Genomic DNA, 17698 nt, shown 5'->3' on the forward strand with positions numbered 1-17698 from the left:
AATAGAGGCTATAGTCGGGTTTAAAAGCAGTTATATCACTGATAACATTATAAGCGAGGGGGTTGTATATTTAATTTTTGTGAAAGGTAACAAAGTCGTAGCAAATCTGTCAGGATATCCTGACAATCTAGGATTTTCTATAAGTTTTCCAATAAAAAAAAATTTTATATCATTTTCAGAAAATGCAGTTTTTAACGTTAGAAAATACAAAAATTATATTTCGCTTACTAAAACTCAATAAACTTTTTTAATTTTTTATTAGCCTATTGAATTTACATACAAACAAAATTTGCCTATTAAGTAATGGTAGTTTTACTTAACAGGCGAATTTTTTATTAAAAATCTGTTTGTAAACTTAAAGCTATGCCAAGATTTGTTTTAAATCTTCCTGTGCTGTAGTTATTGGAGAAATACCATAATTGTCTACTAAAAATTTTAGTACATTTGGAGATACAAAGGCTGGCAAGGTTGGCCCAAGTTTTATATTTTTTATTCCAAGATATAGTAATGTTAACAAAACTGCTACTGCCTTTTGTTCGTACCAAGAAATTATATATGAAAGTGGTAGGTCATTTACTTCGCAGTCAAATGCTTTTGCAAGAGCTAGTGCTACTTGCACTGCACCAAAGGCATCATTACATTGTCCTACGTCCATTATCCTTGGGAGTCCATTTATTGTTCCTAAATCTAAATCGTTAAATCTATACTTGCCACAAGCAAGTGTCAAGATTATGCTGTCTTTTGGAGAATTTGCTACAAAATCTGTGTAATAATTTCTGCCCGGCTTTGCTCCATCACATCCGCCTACTAGGAAAAAGTGTTTTATCGCTCCTGATTTTACTGCGTCAACCACTTCACCTGCGTGTGAAAGTATTGCTCCGTGCCCAAACCCTGTTGTAACGTGGTCTCCTCCATTTATACCATAAAATTGTGTGTCTTCTTTATAGCCACCAAGCTCTAAAGCTTTTTCTATTACCGGTGTAAAATCTTTGTCATCATCTATATGGATTAGTCCCGGGAATGAAACTACTTCTGTAGTAAATACTCTGTCCTTGTAATTATCTAGCGGTGGCATTAAACAATTGGTAGTAAATAATACCGGTGCAGGTAAGTCTTTAAATTCTTTTTTCTGATTTTGCCATGCTGTACCGAAGTTTCCTTTAAGGTGAGGATATTTTTTTAGCTCAGGATATCCGTGAGCCGGTAACATCTCACCATGAGTGTAGATATTTACACCTTTTCCGTCTGTCTGCTCCAATAACAATTTTAAATCCTTTAGGTCATGTCCGCTGACTACTATGAATGGTCCTTTTTCTACATTTAGTGTCACTGTAACCGGTGTAGGCGTACCATAGGACTCTGTGTTAGCTTTGTCTAGTAGTGCCATACATTTTAGATTTTCTTCGCCAACTTTTAGGGTAGTTTTCAGCAAATCATCAAAGCTTTCTTCATTTCCTACCATTTCAAGTGCGTCTACGAAAAACTGATTTACTTCATCGTCTACATAATCTAGTACCATAGCGTGATAAGCATACGCCGCCATGCCTTTTATGCCAAATAAAATTAATGATTTTAATGAACGTAAATCTTCATCTTCCTTCCAAAGATTTTTCATATCGTATTCTAAATCTCTGTCTGATTTATTTTCCTTACTATTTTTACCGGATATTTTATCTGTATGCTTTCTTACATTATCTATAATTAATTGAAGTGTCTCATCGTTAAAGCTTACGTTGGTAATCGTTGTAAACAAGCCTTCTATTATTATTTTATAAATTTCTTGTGATTTAATTTTTTTGTCGTTTGCTGTTTTTGATAAAGCTATTAATGCTCCTACCAGCTCATCTTGTAGCTGAGCTGTGCTTGCCTGCTTTCCACATACTCCTGCACTATGTTCGCAGCCTGTGCATCCTGCTGTCTGCTCACATTGAAAGCAAAACATTTGTTCTTGTAATAATTTTTCCATGATACTCCTCCAAATATAAATATATATTTTTTATGAAATGAACCCTGTCACGATGTAAAACTAGTCTAATATATCTCCGTCAGTTGAAATTGTGACCACTTGCCAAGGTATAAATTTACCACTATCTTGCAGAGCTTTTTTAGCCGCAAACTCTATACCTCCACAACAAGGCACTTCCATTCTTACTATAGTAAGACTTTGTATGTCATTATTTTTTATTATTTGTGTCAATTTTTCACTGTAGTCAATTTCATCCAGCTTAGGGCAACCTATTAAAGTTACCTTACCTCTCATAAAATCCTTATGAAAATTTGCATAAGCGTATGCTGTGCAATCCGCCGCTATCAAAAGCTTTGCTTTGTTAAAGTATGCAGCATTTATCGGTACTAATTTTATTTGTACCGGCCACTGCATAAGTTGTGACACTTGCCCACCTATTAACCCTTTTTGCTGCGAACTTTCTTTTTTTTCACTATAAACATTATTTTCTCTATTAAAAATTTTTACTTGGCTACCTTTACAGCCTCCCATTTGAGGTTTTATATTTTTTTCATTCATCCTTTTATTTTGGTGCTCCTGCACTGCTTCTTCGTCATACTCCGCCGCCTCTCTCATTTCAAAGCTAATTGCACCGGTTGGACATACAGGCAGACAGTTGCCCAGTCCATCGCAATAGTCATCTCTTATCAGCTTTGCTTTGCCATCTACCATAGCTATTGCCCCTTCGTGACAAGCATCGGCACAAAGCGAACAACCGTTGCACTTTTTTTCATCTATGTGTATGATTTTTCTAATCATTTTCACCTCCAAATTAACTATTTGATTTTTATGAATTCATTATATATAATAAAAATAAAAAAGTCCGTTTGAAATCAAACGAAATTATTTATTTTAAATTTTTTATGGAGTTTTTATGAAAGATTTTTTATCTATTCTCAAAAATAATGCTTTATTTAACGGCTTGACCGATGAAGAACTACTAAAGATTTTAGCTTGCATAGATATCAAAAAAATATACTATGATAAAGACAACTTTATCTTACATTGCGGAGAAACTACGCAATATATGTATTTCATAGTGTCCGGCTCTGTGCTAATCATACAAGAGGATGTGTGGGGCAGAAGAAATATCATGGATAAGCTGATGACCGGACATTTTTTTGCAGAGTCCTTTGCCGCATCGAAAGGGAGTATATTAAATGTAAGTGCCTTGGCGGATGAAGCTACTATAGTTTTACAGATAAACCTAGATAGTATATTGAAAATGTGTAGCGTTTCATGCAGCTTTCATAATAAAGTCATCCAAAATTTTGTTACAATTTTAGCCGAAAAAAATATAAGATTTAGCAATAAAATTTCTCACACTAGTAAAAAGACTACTAAAGAAAAACTTATGTCATACCTATCTTCTGAGTCAATTTCAAAAGGAAGATTAGATTTTGATATACCTTTTAACAGGCAACAACTGGCGGACTATCTCAATGTAGAGCGTGCCGCCATGTCTGTAGAGCTTTCCAAGCTACAAAAAGACGGTTTGCTCACCTACACAAAAAATCATTTTTCTTTAAATGCTGATATGTTAGACAATGAATAGCTTTAATGAATATCTAAAAAGGATTAACCCGCCAATTCAAGGTTAATCCTTTTTAATTTTTTTAGAATTAAAGATTTTTGTGATAGAAAATAAATAATACTAACGCTACTACAGGCTGATGTAAAAGATAAATAGCTAGAGATTTTTGACCAATCTTTGATATTATCTTGACTACGCTGTTTTTTATCACTGCCCTTTTATTTACCTCAAAACCTAAAATATTTTTACCAAAATAATATCCTGAGCTTATTAAAAATATCCATGGATAAATCGGAAAATAATCCGCCGAATAAAAATCCGGCTTTGGAAATCCAAAAATATATCCAAAATCAAAATCTACAAAAAGCTCATTTAAGCTATTGTATACAAAATTTTGAGAAAAGATACTGTATTTTGCAAAAATAAATAATGTCATAAAAATTAAAAATCCAAAGAAAATATTTATTCTTAGCTTTTTTACAAAAAGCTCTATAAAAATCATACCTGTGCCAATAAGTCCCAGCACTCCATATCTAATAGCTAAATCCTCAGAGATTAACGTAGTTACAAAATGTATGACAAGATTGAAAAATATCAATAATAAGCCTTTTCTAATGACATTTTTAGAAAAATTTGTACTAATCCCAGCAATAAAAATAAAACTTATACAAATGTATTGCTGGTAAAAATGAAACCCATCCATGCTGAAAAATTTTGCCCAAGGCACATTAAACACATATCTCAAGTCGTACAAGCTGTGATAAATAATCATATTAACAATTGCTAGACCTCTAAAAAAGTCTATATACCAAATTCTATTTTTATAGCTCATTTAAACCTTTTGATTAAAATTTTAAACTAAATTAATTACATAATTGGTCCAAAAATTCTCATTACCTTACCTAAGAATTTTTTGTAAAAAGGCTCTAATATATAATACTCTTCGTATACCTTGATGCAAGACTCTAATGTACTTTCAAAATCCGCCTTTATAGCTGCTGTAAGCTTTTTGTCGTAAGCCAGCACCCCATTTTCAAAATGTAGATACATACTTCTATAGTCAAGATTTACTGTGCCTACAGTCGCTACCGTATCATCGCTGATAAATATTTTTGAGTGAACAAACCCCGGAGCATAAATATATACCTCAACACCTGAGCGGATTAAATCAGGTAAAAAACTTTGAGCTACAGTGTATGGTATTTTTTTATCAGGAATTCCCGGTATTATAAGCCTTACCTTTACTCCTCTTTTAGCTGCAAATTTCATCGCCAACAAAAAGTCATCGTCTATTACTAGATATGGAGACATTATATATACATATTTTTTTGCATAATAAAGTATGTGCATATATACAGCCTCTCCCGGGTTGTCATAGTTATCAGGATAGTCTGCATAGGGTACTACAAAATTTTTTACATCGCTCTTTGTTACAGTTGTAAACTCTTTGCTCAAAAATTTGTCACAGTCATTTTTTATATTAAATTTTTCATAAAAATTCCACATCTGTAAAAATGTACCTACAAAAGTTTTTACAGCCTCACCTTCAACCTTTATGGCACAATCCTTCCAGTGTCCAAACCTTACGACTTCGTTGATATATTCGTCAGCTAGATTTATCCCTCCTGTGAAAGCAACCCTGCCATCGATTACCACTATTTTTCTGTGGTCTCTGTTGTTTTGATATGAAGATAAAATCGGAGTAGGCTTTGAAAATATTTTAGCTTTTATCCCATATTTGGAAATAAACTTGTCATAATCCCAAGGCAAATTTATAAGATTTGAGCCGTCAAAAATAAATCTTACCTCCAAGCCTTCTTTTGCCTTTTCAGCTAAAATATCCAAAGTTTCAGCCAGCATTTTACCTTGTTTTATTATAAAAAATTCTATAAAAATATATTCCTTTGCCAATCTCAGCTGTTTTTTCATCTCTTCAAACGCTACCTCTCCAGAACTGTAATATTCGCAAGGTATGTTTTTATACAATGGATACCAGCCTGAGGAGTAAAGCATTTTGCAAAGGTCGCTGTAGTTTTCGTCTACTGTGTCAAATTCATTTATCAGCTCTTCGTTTTGTGGAAAATGCTCTGATGACTGTTTCATTAGCTCTTCAGTGCGTAAAGATAATTTTTTTGTGCCGGGAAATATTTTTATTATAGCATATAACATCAGTCCAAAAACCGGTGTAACCGCAATAGGTAATATCCATGCTATTTTATATCCGGATTTTTCAGGACTTGTAACTATGTATACAACAAGCATAAACGTAATTATAGATAATATAAATCCGAATGCCGCTAAATACTCATCTAGGTAAATGAACACAAGAGCTATTAATATTATCTGCAAAATCATCAGTAGGATTGTTGTAAGTATTGGTTTTAGTGAAAATTTTTTAGGTGTAGAAAAATCCGGTTTCCTTAGCTTAACTTTATACTTTTTTATATTTGACATATAAACCTCTAATACTATTCATTTTAAAACAAGTTAAGTATATTATAACAAATTTTAAATATGTTTGTAAATCTTGACCATTCTCAATCTAATTGTGCAACTATTTTTATTAAGCAAATTTTCAAATAAGCCGATTAAAATTATAAATTGCAATAATACTATTTTAATGTTAAAATAATACAATTGTTAAATTGATTTTAAGGAGGATTTATGGTTGCGTACGAAAGCAAGATAACTGAGCTTGGAGAAAAAGCAAATCATGTTGAGTCTGATTTCTTTGAGCCAAATATGATGATATTTTTTGGGGACAGTGTTCCGGAAACTTTGAAGCAATATTGCTACATTCTCAACACTTCTGAAATAAACTCACCTATTAAAAAAGGTATGCACCTTAATATAAATGATGATGCGTTTGAAATACTCTATGTAGGTAGACTTGTGGAAAGTAATCTAAGAGACCTTGCTCATGTCACTGTCGTATTTACAGACTATATAGGTCATGTACTACCTGGTCAAATAGTAGTAAAAGGAAAAAGGCCATCTGAGGTAAAAATTGGTGATACAATTAGTATTACCGAATAAATATATGGCAAATTTTATGTCGACTAGCTTATTTTATCAAAAGTACCCTAGAAATTAGGGCACTTTTTTAGTTTTAACACATTTATATTGCTCAAAAGACGCAAGCTAATTAAATCTGTATATCATATCTCCTTTATTCCAAATCTTAATTATAACATTAACCGGAGCTTTGCCCTTTCTATTATATTGGCAAAAATAGCTCTTGTCATATCCAAAATATCGTCCAAGATTTCTAATTCGTAGCTTTTATATTTTTTTATGAATTTTTTTAAGCTCATTGCTTTTCCTTTAAATTTCCCTCTATAAAGCCATCTGTCAAAAATATAAATCGAACAGTCGTCAAAGTCAACATCAGGAAATTCTATCTCAAATGGTCGGTTATCTGTTTCGTCACCATGTAGCCAAAAAAGTGCATCAAATTTCATTATCAATTTATCTTCTTTTATTTCAAATTCCTTTATCTTGCAATCATGCAAGCTATATTTTTCACTACAATTTCTTATATACTCCATTTTTACCTGCCTTGTCCACATATTATTATAATAATGTTTTTTATTTATTCAAGCTAAATAGAATTTAATAAATACAATATATGCTGATTTGTTTGTAAATTTTTATAACCCTCACAAAATATCTACTAAAAAATCTGCTCAAAGGATACCTTAAAGCAGATTTTTTAATTTTAAAATTATATTTTTTGATTATTTATTTCATAGCACAAATTTTGAAACCATTTGTGTCATTTTTTGTGCCAGTTCAGCTAAATTTGCACTTGCTCTTGCAATTTCTTCTGATGATGACGTCTGCTTTTCGGCTGATGCGGCTGATTCTTCAGCCGATGCTGCATTTTCTTCTGACAGAGCTGACAGATTTTCCATTATAGAAATCATTTCATTTTTAGATGTTGTCAATTGTTCTTGAGTCTTGTTTAAGCCCACTACAGCATCTTTTGTACTGTCTAGCTCTTGAGAAATTGTCTTAAATTGTATTTGTGTATCTGTTACTTTATCTGATTGAACAGTCACTAATTCTTTTACCTGCTGCATTATATCAACTGCCTCTGATGTTTTTCCACTCAATTCATCTACAATTTGTCTTATTTCTTCTGTAAAACTATTTGACTGTTCTGCAAGTTTTCTGATTTCTTCTGCTACTACTGCAAAGCCTTTACCAGCATCACCAGCTCTTGCTGCCTCTATTGCTGCATTTAGTGCCAATAAGTTTGTCTGCTCTGAAATAGATTTTATCATATCCGATGCAACCTCTATTTTTTGTGCACTGTCATTTGTATTTGTAATTACTTCATGTACTTGTGCAAGTTTTTTGTAAGAATTTTGTGTTGCATCAATCAGCTCATTAACTGCCTCAATTCCTTTTTCTTTTGCATTCATAACTTGGTTTGTCATACCTGACAAAGTATCTATAGAGCTAGATGTTGTATTAAGTGCGTCCTGCATTGTGCTCATAGCCATTGTCCCATTTTGTACATCTTCCGCCTGAGTCATAGCTCCTTTAGATATTTCTTCCATAGCTCTTGCAACATCGCCCGCTATTGCTGATGACTGCTCACTAGTAGCCGTCAATTCCTCACTGGAGGATGATAATTGACTCGCTATATCATTTAACGAAATCATCATATCCTGCATTGTTTGTTTAACTTGAACTATTGATTTTGAAATATCTCCTATCTCATCCGACCTATTTGAATAAATTTTTGAAGGTTTGCTGTCTGTGATTGTCAAATCATAATTTGCCATATTTTCTATATCTGTGCATAATTCTTCCACAGGGTGTGTTACAGACTTTGAAACTCCGTATATTATAAGTATGACTATTAATAATGAAATAACAGCTATACTTAGTATAATTAATGACAATTTGTGTACTGGTGCCATTTCTTCACTTTTAGCTATATTTGTGATTATAACCCAATCAGTTCCACCAATTTTTTTTGTAAAGTAATACATTCCGTTGTTTTCTATTTCTTTATCATCAGGATTTTCAAGTAGCTTTTGAGCTAAATCCGGATAATCTTCACTGATATTTTGTTCTAAAGTCTTATCTTTTCCGTAAATATATTCGCCTTTTCCTGTAACCAACACTATAGTGCCTGTTTTTCCAATCTGCACTTTGCTAAGCTGTTCTTTTATTGTATCTAAGGATATATCCGCACCTAATACTCCAAACGGCTGACCATTTTTCTTTACTTCTTTACTGATTGTCAAAACTAATTTTGTCTTATCAGATGCTAAAACATACGGATTGGATAAGGCTATGTCTGTTTTGCCAATAGCATCTTCATACCATTGTGTTTTGGTTGGGTCATAGCTCCCATCCGCTACCCAACCAGCTCCATCTATAAACGGTTTATCAGTAGAACCCAAAAATACATCTCCTAGGTTGCCGGAATTTTTTGTCATAGATGTTAACAAACTTGCTAAATCAGCATTTGTATAATTCGGTTTTATAATATTGTCTTCTACTGAAAGAGACATTATATGTAATTTTTGTTTATTATCTTCAATCAAGCTTTCTATCTGTGTCCCATAAAATGCTGACGTAAGATGCATCTTTTTATTTATTTCACTTTTAAGCATTTTTTGAGATGATGTGTAAGATACAGTTGCAATTATAACAAGAACTATAATTACCGGCAATCCTATGTAGGTCAACAACTTATTTTTTAGTTTCATAACGCTCTACCTCTTAACTTAACCAATTACTTTAAATTTGTAAGTAAAGCTTGAAAATTTAATTATTAAAATTGAAAACTATAGGATAATACACATACATTATATACTATTATTTGAAAAAATTCATTATTAAAAACTATTTTTAATTTAAAATTATATCGTCTAAAAAATTTTGTTATTTTGTATAATTTTTTGACAATAATATGTAGAGAAGCTTTATTATTTATAGTATAATATTTAAAATAATGTTTTTCTACTTAGGAGGATATAATGGCTAAAGTAATAAGCTTTATTAATATGAAAGGCGGAGTAGGTAAAACTACACTGGCAGTAAATGTGGCGGATATTTTAGTAAAAGATTATCGTAAAAAAGTTTTAATTATTGATATGGATCCGCAAATGAATGCTACACAATATTCTTTACCAGACAAACAAGTCGATTCTATATTGAGAGACAAGAGCAAATCTTCATATGCTTTTCTTTCGCCTGAATACAATACAAATTCTGTACTTGAAGAAATCAAACCAATTGATTTAAAGAAGTTTTTATTTAAGATTGAGGGGTCTTTTGATATTATTCCATCTAGTTTAGATATAATGAACGTAAATTTATCAGCAGCACCGTTTAAGTTAAATCAATTTATGGAGGATAATTTAAAAAATATATATGACTTAATAATTATAGATTGTCCACCTACTATATCAGATTACACAAAAACATCACTTTTAGCTTCTGACTATTATATAGTACCAATGAAAACAGATTCATTCTCTTTATTTGGACTTCCTATATTGGAAAAATATGTAAATCAGACAATAATTAAAGAGTTTAGCCATAAAATAGAGTTTTTAGGCATAATATTAAATATGGTATATAAAAATAAAGTGTTATATAAGAAGTATAAAACCCAAATACAAGAAAGATGGAAAGATAAGTTGCTAACAAATGAATTAAGGCAATGTGAGGACATAACTAAGTTTATGGAATATCCTGAACCACAAGATAGATTTATAAAAAATTTAAAAAATTCTGAGATAAAAGTAGAGCTTAATAATATTGTAAGGGAAATTGTGCAGAAAGGGAAAATCATATAATGAATTTGGAAATGAAGGATAAACTATACTCATTGTTAGACTTTTTGGATTCTTTAAATAAGGTACAATTTTTAAATCCGAATTTGAAGGATATAAATGATATAAAAGATATTATACTTAGAACTATGATGCAGAAAGAAGTCAACTTTAAATTAGACGAGGTTGATACATCAAAAGAAAAAAAAATAGCAACATACCTTTATGAAATATTAAGCACTAAAGAAATATTTAAAGGTAAGAAAGATTTTATTTCTTTTTCAGAAAAAATAATGAACAAAGAAGAATGTAATAATTTAAAAACTAAAAAGATTGAAGACATGATAAATATGTTAATAGTGTTTATTTTGTCTGTTGAAAAAAATAAGCAGCAAGAAATTTTTAAAACAATTAGCGAGGTATTAAAAAAGTCCTCTAGTATTGTAAACAATAAATCTAATAATTCAAGAAAAAATAAATCTTCTTCTAACATTACAAATTCACATATTAATGCATGGTTAAATTACTTTGATAATTATGAGAGGTAAAAATTGGATTACAAAAGTGATTACATTTTACATACAGAATTTGAAATTATAAATAAATTCTTAAGAAAAAAGTATAATCGTAGTTTATTAGAAAATAAACATCTAATTGAATTTACTGAGAGTTGCATATTATTATTACTAAGTTTGAAATTTTGGGAAAAAAAATTAGAAGAAACATACAAAGACAAGGCAGATACTATAAAGTATATACAAGAAATGATTTCAGATTTGTTAAATATAATGATTTTAACACCTTTGGAAATGAAAATTCCTGCATTGTTTTTAATACGAAGACTACAAGAGCTTAGTTTAAAGTATATTTATTTTTTTGACCATCAAATAGAATGTATTAAAAAAGAAGAAGATGAGAATTATAAGACAATAAAAAATTTACAAGAAATAAAAGAATATATAAAAAATTATCCTTTTTCAAATAAGTATAATATTGATAAGTCTAAACTTGAAAACTTAATAACAAATATAATAAAAAATTGGGACAATAGCTATAAAGAGATGTCTAACTACGTGCATGCTTCAAACACAAGTTATTTTGATAAAGTGAATTATTTAAATGATTTTAAATTTGAAGATAAAGACATCATTTTTATCAACAATCATATAAAGAATATTTCAAGCGTAGTAAATTCATTATTTATTATATTTCACTTTAAAGATTATGTGAGGTTTGCAGATTATCCGGAAAAGTGTATGATTAGATCTTCTATAGAAAGTGAATTAAATTATAAGAAAAAGATTATAGATATTTTCAAGGAAATATAAACATACTATATAACTGGGGCGGGGGAATGATTGGCGTTTTAATAATATAAAGGTATAATTATTAAATAAAATTATTACTTTTATAGTATAGGTAAGATAGATGGTAAAATAATATGGCAAGAAAAGTAAGGAAAAATCAGCATCTAACATATACCATGTGATGTTAGGCGGAAATAATAAAAATATAATATTTTATGAAGATTACATAAAATTTCAAGAAACTATACTTCGATTCAAAGAAGAATTTGAAATCTATATTTATGCCTACGCTTTAATGGATAATCATATTCATTTACTGGTAGAAGAAGCAAATGAAAAATTACCAACATTTTTTAGAAAAGTGTGTGCTTCATTTGTCTATTAGTATAATACAATGAGACAAATATCTAGGATAATAGGAGTGACAAATCATAAAATAAAAAAAGTTTTAATTTAGATTTCAAATTCTCAACTACTTCCACAGTTCCTGCGCACTTAAGAATTTATTAATATGAGACTGAAAAAGTTGTTTATACTAAAATTCTATAGAAAAGCTACTATACAATATAAAAAAGAGGTATAATGTATTTGGAGATGAAAATGAGGAAAAAATATCAAATAACAAATACAGAATTAAATGAAATAATAATACAAAGAAAAACGAGAAGACAAAAGACTTCATGCAATACAACTAAGAGCAGAAGGAATGAAAGTACAAGAAATAGCAAAAATACTTAAAGTATCAAGAATAACAATAAGTATATGGACTAAAAAGTTTAAAGAAAAAGGCTTAGAAGAATTAAAGAGTAAAAAACAACAAGGAAACAGAAGAAACATAAGAAACATAAGAATACAAGAAGAAAAAAATTTTTGAAAAAGTTTGAAGACAAAGCAGAAAAAGGACAGATAGTAACAGTACAAGAAATAAAAGAAAAATATATAGAATTAGTCGGCCACGAAATAGGGTCAGGACAAATACATAAATTATTAAAAAGAAATGGCTATAGAAAAGTTATGCCAAGAAGCAAACATCCAAACAAAGCAAGTGAAGAGACAATAGAAACCACAAAAAAATTAAAAAAACAGTAAAGAATTTAGAAAACGATTGCCCTAATAAAAGAGTAAGACTAATGTTTCAAGACGAAGCAGGATTTGGAAGAATAAATAAATCAAAATATTGTTGGTGTAAAAAAGGAACAAGAGCACAAGTACCATGCCATCATATAAGAGAATACAGATATGTATACGGAGCATTAGAGCCAAAAACAGGAGAGAATTACTTTTTAGTAAAGCCTAATTGCAATACAAATTGTATGAATGAGTTCATAAAAGAATTATCAGCAGAATACAAAGAAGATATGATAATACTGGTATGTGATGGAGCAGTATGGCATAAATCAAAAGGATTAGAAATACCAAAAAACGTAAAGATAATACACATACCGCCGTATACCCCAGAAATGAACCCCATAGAACAAATATTGAAACAAATCCGCTAGATGGTGTTTAGAAACGAAGTATTTAAAACCTTAAAAGATGTAATTAATAGATTATGCCAAACAATAAATAAATTAACAAAAGAAATGGTAAAAAGTATAACACTAAGAGAATGGATTAAGTAACATTTGTATAGAATATTAGTATAAATACACAAGTATGTATGGTTATACTCAAGATGATATAGACTTAATGATGTCTCATATCAATTCCTATGCAAGAGAAAAATATGCATGTAAATCTCCTACAGAATTATTCGTAGATATGTTTGGGGAAGATGTGTTGCATTTACTTAGGCAACAAATTATCCAAAAAGGAAAAATTATTTTAAAGCCAAGTCTATTAAAAAAATAATAGCGTAAAAACTAAAAATATCTATGTTGTATTTAGTTTGACAACTCACCTATTTCACATATTTTTTTACTAATTATTCTTTAAATCTTCATTTTCTTGTTCTAATTTTGCTAATTTCATTTGTAATTCATAAAATTTACTTTGGATTTCATCGTTTAAGATTTTATATTTTTCTATTTGGTCGTTTAATTTTTTGACGGTTTCTCTTTGCTGTGCTTTTTCTTTTTCTATTTTAGCCAGCTCCTGCGGGTCAATTCCGCCTGACATTTCATAGCTTTTTAGTCTTACGTCTTTTTGCTCTAGCTCCAGCATTAGTGAGGCATTTTCTCTTTGCAGGTTTTCTATGGTTTTATTTAGGCTATTATTTTCCTGAGCAATGTCCTTTGACTGCTCTAATAAGAGTTTTTCAGCAATATTATTGCAGGCAAGTATTAATATATCGTCTCTTACAGGGTTTTTAAGCTCACTTGCCACTTTATTTATTTCATCATCGACGTAGCTTGCAACTCTGATGATGAATTCCTTTGACTTGTCGCTCATCAAGGAATATTCTCTGCCAAATATATGAACTGTTACTTTGTTCATTTTGCCCTCCAATTAAATTTCATTATCTTATATTATATCATATCGGAGGGATTTTAAATATATTTTTATTTAGAAAGAGAATATATCTATACACCATTTAGATAAAATCCTGAGCATCTCCTATAACAAACATTGTGAAAGACGATGTAGACAGCAATTCGCCTGTTTTTTTATCCATTGTTTCTACATTTACTACTACTGTGCTTTTGCCTGAGTGTACGGCTTTGCCCTTTGCTATTATTTCTTGTGTATTTACCGCTTTTATAAAATTTATGTTCGCATTTAGAGTTACTACCGCCTTTCCCATTTCGTAGGCACATGAGCCGGCTGCATAATCCGAAAGGGTAAATAGTATCCCTCCATGCACTTTGCTGTAGGTGTTTAGCATTTTATCTGTAATTTTTAGGCTAAGCTCCGATACTCCGTCCCCTGCATAGTCTATGGTCATGCCCTCCATTATCAATGTTCTTAGGACTTCTTTTTTGAAAAAATTTCTTTTATATTCTTCTGATTTTAATACGTTTTGATTTCTTTCCATTAACTCTCCTAAAAATCCGCACTTATCTATTTAAAATTGTTATTTATATATTTACTTGCCATAGACGCTGCTGTTGCTCCATCTGCTGTGGCTGTGACTATCTGACGCAGTGGTTTTTTCCTGCAATCTCCTGCTACAAATAGTCCGTCCACTTGTGTAAGTGTATCTTCTCCTGCTAAAACGTAGCCCTTATCATCAGTTTTAACAAAGTCTTTGATTAAATCCGTTGCCGGTCCTACTCCAAGAGATACAAATATACCCATAACATTTCCATCTTTTGACTCAATTTTTGTGATTTGTGATGTATTTGCGTCCTCTAGCTCAATAAACTGGACAAGTCCATCTCCGCCAACTTTTACGATTTTTTTGTTATACATAATTGAAATTTTAGAGTTTTCATTTACTTTTTGTATTACTTGCTTATTAGCATCTATCTCTGACTTATCACAAATTATATTTACTTCGCTTGCAAATTTACTAAGATACATAGCCTCACCTACTGCTGTAGCACCACTACCTGCAACGTAAATTGGCAGTCCTGTAAAAAATGCTCCGTCACAAGTGGCACAATAGGATACTCCTCTGCCTGAAAAATCGTCCTCACCTACTGCCCCTAGTTTTCTAGGTGATGAGCCTGCTGCATAGATTATAGTCTTTGTAATATATTCCCCAATATCAGCAAAGACTGTTTTTAATTTTTCGCTGACATCCAGTTTTTTCACTTCGCCTGTAATAAATTCTACACCAAATTTTTCACATTGCTCTTTCATTCTTTTTGATAGGATTTGACCGTTATCCTCGTCTATAAATCCCGGATAGTTTTGTACTCTTTGTGTATCTCCCATCTGTCCGCCGACATTTGCTTTTTCAATTATCAAAGTCTTTAGCTTGCCTCTGCCTGCATATATCCCGGACGTTAGACCTGCCGGACCTGCTCCTACTATTATTACATCGTATATAGTTTTCATTTTTATCTCCAATTTAATCATCAATGTTTATTTATACTGCTTTTTTATGATAATTAAACATTTTAGAATAATTATTCAGTATGCAGTAATGTCTATTTTAATATTTTTAAATTGCATCTGTCAATTATTGTTTTTTTACTATTGACAAACGTTGTCAAATGTATTATTATATGATTAATAAATTCTTCAGGGCAGGGTGAAATTCCCTATCGGCGGTAAAGTCCGCGAGCTTTGTGCATGATTTGGTGTAATTCCAAAACCGACGGTTATAGTCCGGATGAGAGAAGAAAATGCTCTGAGCCTTTTTGGGTTCAGATTTTTTATTTTTTCAGAACTTTTTTGCGTCCCTGAGTTTGGGACGCAATTTTTTTTGGAGGAAAAATGCAAGAAAAATTTATGAAAAGGGCAATCGAGCTTGCCAAAAACGGATATGGTAAAGTATCTCCAAACCCATTAGTTGGTTGCGTTTTAGTAAAGGACAATGAAATAATAGCTGAGGGTTGGCACAAAAAGTATGGTGATTTACACGCAGAAACAATGGCACTTTCAATCGCAAAAGAAAAAGCCTTAGCGTGCGAAATGTATGTCACTTTAGAACCCTGCTCTCATTTTGGAAAACAGCCTCCATGTGCAAATGCAATTGTCAAATCAGGTGTAAAAAAAGTATATATCGGCTCAGACGACCCCAATAGCCTTGTTTGCGGTAAAGGTATAAAAATATTGCAAACTGCCGGCATAGAGGTTAAAACTCATGTATTAAAAGAAGAATGTGACAAATTAAACGAAATATTTTTCCATTACATAACCCATGACACCCCATATGTGGCACTAAAATATGCAATGACACTTGACGGCAAGATAGCAAGTCACACAGGTAGCTCAAAATGGATAAGTGGCGAAAAATCTAGAAAATATGTTCATTTACTCAGAAATAAATATACAGCCATACTTGTAGGACTTGGCACAGTTTTAGCCGATGACCCACTACTTACCAGCAGAATTGAAAACGCAAAAAATCCTATAAGAATAATTGTAGATACCAATCTAAGGACACCTCTTAGCTCTAATCTAGTAAAAACTGCAAAAGAAGTAAAAACCATAATCGCCACCTGCTCATATAACAAAAGGTATGAAGATTGTGGAATAGAACTTTTACAAGTACAAAAAAAAGATAATCAAGTAGATATAAAAAATTTATTAAAAAAATTAAGACAAAAAAATATAGACAGCATCTTGGTCGAGGGCGGGGGAAATATAAATTTTTCTATAATAAAAGAAAATTTATTCCAAAAGATTTATGCCTTCATCGCCCCCAAATTTATTGGCGGGAGAGGCAAATCTCCGGTCGAAGGCATAGGCATTGACGATATGAATGACGCAATAAAGCTAAAAGACATAAATTATAAAAAAATAGGCGAAGATATATTACTAAGGGGGTACAACTAGATGTTTACCGGACTGGCAGAAGAAACTGGTAAGATTAAAAAAATCTCTAAGGGCACAGCTTCCTCTGTATTAGAAATACAAGCAAAAAAAGTATTAGAGGGAACAGTTTTAGGAGATAGTATATGTGTCAGCGGTGTTTGCCTGAGCGTTACATCTTTTACAACCAATTCATTCACCGCTGATGTAATGCACGAAACATTAAATAGAAGTATACTAAAAGATTTAAAAGCTGGTAGTATTGTAAATCTTGAGCGTGCATTGACATTGTCTACAAGGCTTGGAGGTCACATAGTATCCGGTCATGTTGATGGAGTTAGCGAAATAATATCGGTTACAAAAGATGATAATGCCACATGGTTTGAATTTTCAGCAGAAAAGAATATTTTAAAATACATCATAGAAAAAGGCTCAGTTGCCATTGATGGACTAAGCCTTACTGTAGCAAAGCTTTCGCATCACTCATTTTCTATTTCAGCTATACCCCATACTTTAGCCGTAACCACTCTAGGCACTAAAAAATTAGGAGACAAAGTAAATGTAGAAGTAGATTTGATAGGAAAATATGTAGAAAATCTATTAAAATTTGACTACTCTAAACAAGAGCCTAAAAAATCAGTAATCACAGCAGAATTTTTACAAAAATATGGATTTTAATTTAAGGAGG

At 31.3% G+C, this 17698-nt stretch carries 22 protein-coding genes and 1 riboswitch; of the genes, 13 read left to right on the forward strand and 9 right to left on the reverse strand.

Annotated elements, in window-relative coordinates:
• A partial coding sequence (locus tag BBG48_RS10990; protein ID WP_158527910.1) for a hypothetical protein occupies positions 1–241 on the forward strand: 241 nt, incomplete at its 5' end.
• Positions 242–361: 120 nt separating this feature from the next.
• Here the strand turns inward: BBG48_RS10990 and hcp are convergent.
• Both hcp and BBG48_RS06235 read right to left on the reverse strand, forming a co-directional pair.
• Positions 362–1966, reverse strand: coding sequence for a hydroxylamine reductase (hcp, locus tag BBG48_RS06230; protein WP_243446755.1), 1605 nt, complete (start codon positions 1964–1966; stop codon positions 362–364).
• Between the two features lie 60 nt (positions 1967–2026).
• On the reverse strand, positions 2027–2764 hold the full coding sequence (locus BBG48_RS06235) for an ATP-binding protein (RefSeq protein ID WP_068913899.1): 738 nt from the start codon (positions 2762–2764) through the stop codon (positions 2027–2029).
• Positions 2765–2879: 115 nt separating this feature from the next.
• Between BBG48_RS06235 and BBG48_RS06240 the strand changes: the two genes are divergently transcribed.
• Positions 2880–3560, forward strand: a complete 681-nt coding sequence (locus tag BBG48_RS06240; RefSeq protein WP_068913900.1) for a Crp/Fnr family transcriptional regulator — start codon at positions 2880–2882, stop codon at positions 3558–3560.
• A gap of 67 nt (positions 3561–3627) precedes the next feature.
• Here BBG48_RS06240 and BBG48_RS06245 read toward each other — a convergent pair whose 3' ends face one another.
• Together BBG48_RS06245 and cls are read right to left on the reverse strand one after the other, a co-directional pair.
• Positions 3628–4371: a heparan-alpha-glucosaminide N-acetyltransferase domain-containing protein gene (locus BBG48_RS06245; RefSeq protein WP_068913901.1), complete on the reverse strand. Its 744-nt coding sequence runs from the start codon at positions 4369–4371 to the stop codon at positions 3628–3630.
• Positions 4372–4406: 35 nt separating this feature from the next.
• Complete coding sequence (gene cls, locus BBG48_RS06250; RefSeq protein WP_094754474.1) at positions 4407–5993, reverse strand: cardiolipin synthase; 1587 nt, start codon at positions 5991–5993, stop codon at positions 4407–4409.
• A gap of 210 nt (positions 5994–6203) precedes the next feature.
• Between cls and BBG48_RS06255 the strand changes: the two genes are divergently transcribed.
• A complete protein-coding gene (locus tag BBG48_RS06255; RefSeq protein ID WP_068913902.1) occupies positions 6204–6575 on the forward strand; it encodes a PTS glucitol/sorbitol transporter subunit IIA in 372 nt (123 codons plus the stop codon).
• A gap of 149 nt (positions 6576–6724) precedes the next feature.
• Here BBG48_RS06255 and BBG48_RS06260 read toward each other — a convergent pair whose 3' ends face one another.
• Together BBG48_RS06260 and BBG48_RS06265 are read right to left on the reverse strand one after the other, a co-directional pair.
• Entirely contained in the window at positions 6725–7087 is a 363-nt protein-coding gene (locus tag BBG48_RS06260; protein WP_094754475.1) for a hypothetical protein, read from the reverse strand.
• A 198-nt stretch (positions 7088–7285) separates the two neighbouring features.
• Positions 7286–9268 carry a methyl-accepting chemotaxis protein gene (locus tag BBG48_RS06265; protein ID WP_068913903.1) on the reverse strand — a complete coding sequence of 661 codons (1983 nt, stop codon included), beginning with the start codon at positions 9266–9268 and terminating at the stop codon, positions 7286–7288.
• A gap of 270 nt (positions 9269–9538) precedes the next feature.
• Here BBG48_RS06265 and BBG48_RS06270 point away from each other — a divergent pair, with 270 nt between their 5' ends.
• The 8 genes from BBG48_RS06270 to BBG48_RS06300 all read left to right on the forward strand — a co-directional run bounded on the left by BBG48_RS06270 (position 9539) and on the right by BBG48_RS06300 (position 13145).
• On the forward strand, positions 9539–10363 hold the full coding sequence (locus tag BBG48_RS06270) for a ParA family protein (RefSeq protein ID WP_068913904.1): 825 nt from the start codon (positions 9539–9541) through the stop codon (positions 10361–10363).
• Positions 10363–10887 carry a hypothetical protein gene (locus tag BBG48_RS06275; protein WP_068913905.1) on the forward strand — a complete coding sequence of 175 codons (525 nt, stop codon included), beginning with the start codon at positions 10363–10365 and terminating at the stop codon, positions 10885–10887. Before BBG48_RS06270 ends, BBG48_RS06275 begins: the two co-directional genes overlap by 1 nt.
• 3 nt (positions 10888–10890) lie before the next feature.
• Entirely contained in the window at positions 10891–11667 is a 777-nt protein-coding gene (locus BBG48_RS06280) for a hypothetical protein (RefSeq protein WP_068913906.1), read from the forward strand.
• Positions 11668–11827: 160 nt separating this feature from the next.
• Entirely contained in the window at positions 11828–12031 is a 204-nt protein-coding gene (locus BBG48_RS11585; RefSeq protein ID WP_068913907.1) for a transposase, read from the forward strand.
• 215 nt (positions 12032–12246) lie between these two features.
• On the forward strand, positions 12247–12384 hold the full coding sequence (locus tag BBG48_RS10995) for a hypothetical protein (RefSeq protein ID WP_158527911.1): 138 nt from the start codon (positions 12247–12249) through the stop codon (positions 12382–12384).
• The gene (locus BBG48_RS06290; RefSeq protein WP_158527912.1) at positions 12353–12520 is read left to right on the forward strand and encodes a helix-turn-helix domain-containing protein; all 168 of its coding nucleotides are present in this window, start codon (positions 12353–12355) and stop codon (positions 12518–12520) included. The genes BBG48_RS10995 and BBG48_RS06290 overlap by 32 nt, the downstream gene beginning before the upstream one ends.
• Positions 12517–12735, forward strand: coding sequence for a winged helix-turn-helix domain-containing protein (locus tag BBG48_RS06295; RefSeq protein WP_094754477.1), 219 nt, complete (start codon positions 12517–12519; stop codon positions 12733–12735). Before BBG48_RS06290 ends, BBG48_RS06295 begins: the two co-directional genes overlap by 4 nt.
• Positions 12720–13145 (forward strand): IS630 family transposase, encoded by a 426-nt coding sequence (locus BBG48_RS06300; RefSeq protein WP_116170944.1) that lies wholly within the window; start codon positions 12720–12722, stop codon positions 13143–13145. The genes BBG48_RS06295 and BBG48_RS06300 overlap by 16 nt, the downstream gene beginning before the upstream one ends.
• A gap of 421 nt (positions 13146–13566) precedes the next feature.
• On the opposite strand, the gene zapA is transcribed toward BBG48_RS06300, so the two are convergent.
• The 3 genes from zapA to BBG48_RS06320 all read right to left on the reverse strand — a co-directional run bounded on the left by zapA (position 13567) and on the right by BBG48_RS06320 (position 15588).
• Complete coding sequence (gene zapA, locus BBG48_RS06310; RefSeq protein ID WP_068913909.1) at positions 13567–14082, reverse strand: cell division protein ZapA; 516 nt, start codon at positions 14080–14082, stop codon at positions 13567–13569.
• Positions 14083–14179: 97 nt separating this feature from the next.
• Positions 14180–14620 carry a PaaI family thioesterase gene (locus BBG48_RS06315; protein WP_068913910.1) on the reverse strand — a complete coding sequence of 147 codons (441 nt, stop codon included), beginning with the start codon at positions 14618–14620 and terminating at the stop codon, positions 14180–14182.
• A gap of 26 nt (positions 14621–14646) precedes the next feature.
• Positions 14647–15588: an NAD(P)/FAD-dependent oxidoreductase gene (locus BBG48_RS06320; protein WP_068913911.1), complete on the reverse strand. Its 942-nt coding sequence runs from the start codon at positions 15586–15588 to the stop codon at positions 14647–14649.
• Positions 15589–15766: 178 nt separating this feature from the next.
• Positions 15767–15881, forward strand: a riboswitch (FMN riboswitch).
• An 88-nt stretch (positions 15882–15969) separates the two neighbouring features.
• Here BBG48_RS06320 and ribD point away from each other — a divergent pair.
• Positions 15970–17034, forward strand: a complete 1065-nt coding sequence (gene ribD / locus BBG48_RS06325; protein ID WP_243446756.1) for a bifunctional diaminohydroxyphosphoribosylaminopyrimidine deaminase/5-amino-6-(5-phosphoribosylamino)uracil reductase RibD — start codon at positions 15970–15972, stop codon at positions 17032–17034.
• Complete coding sequence (locus BBG48_RS06330; protein WP_068913912.1) at positions 17035–17688, forward strand: riboflavin synthase; 654 nt, start codon at positions 17035–17037, stop codon at positions 17686–17688. It begins immediately after the preceding gene.
• The last annotated feature ends 10 nt before the right edge of the window (positions 17689–17698 follow it).

The sequence above is a fragment of the Criibacterium bergeronii genome, assembly GCF_001693775.2.
In the GTDB taxonomy this organism is placed as follows: Bacteria; Bacillota; Clostridia; order Peptostreptococcales; family Filifactoraceae; genus Peptoanaerobacter; species Peptoanaerobacter bergeronii.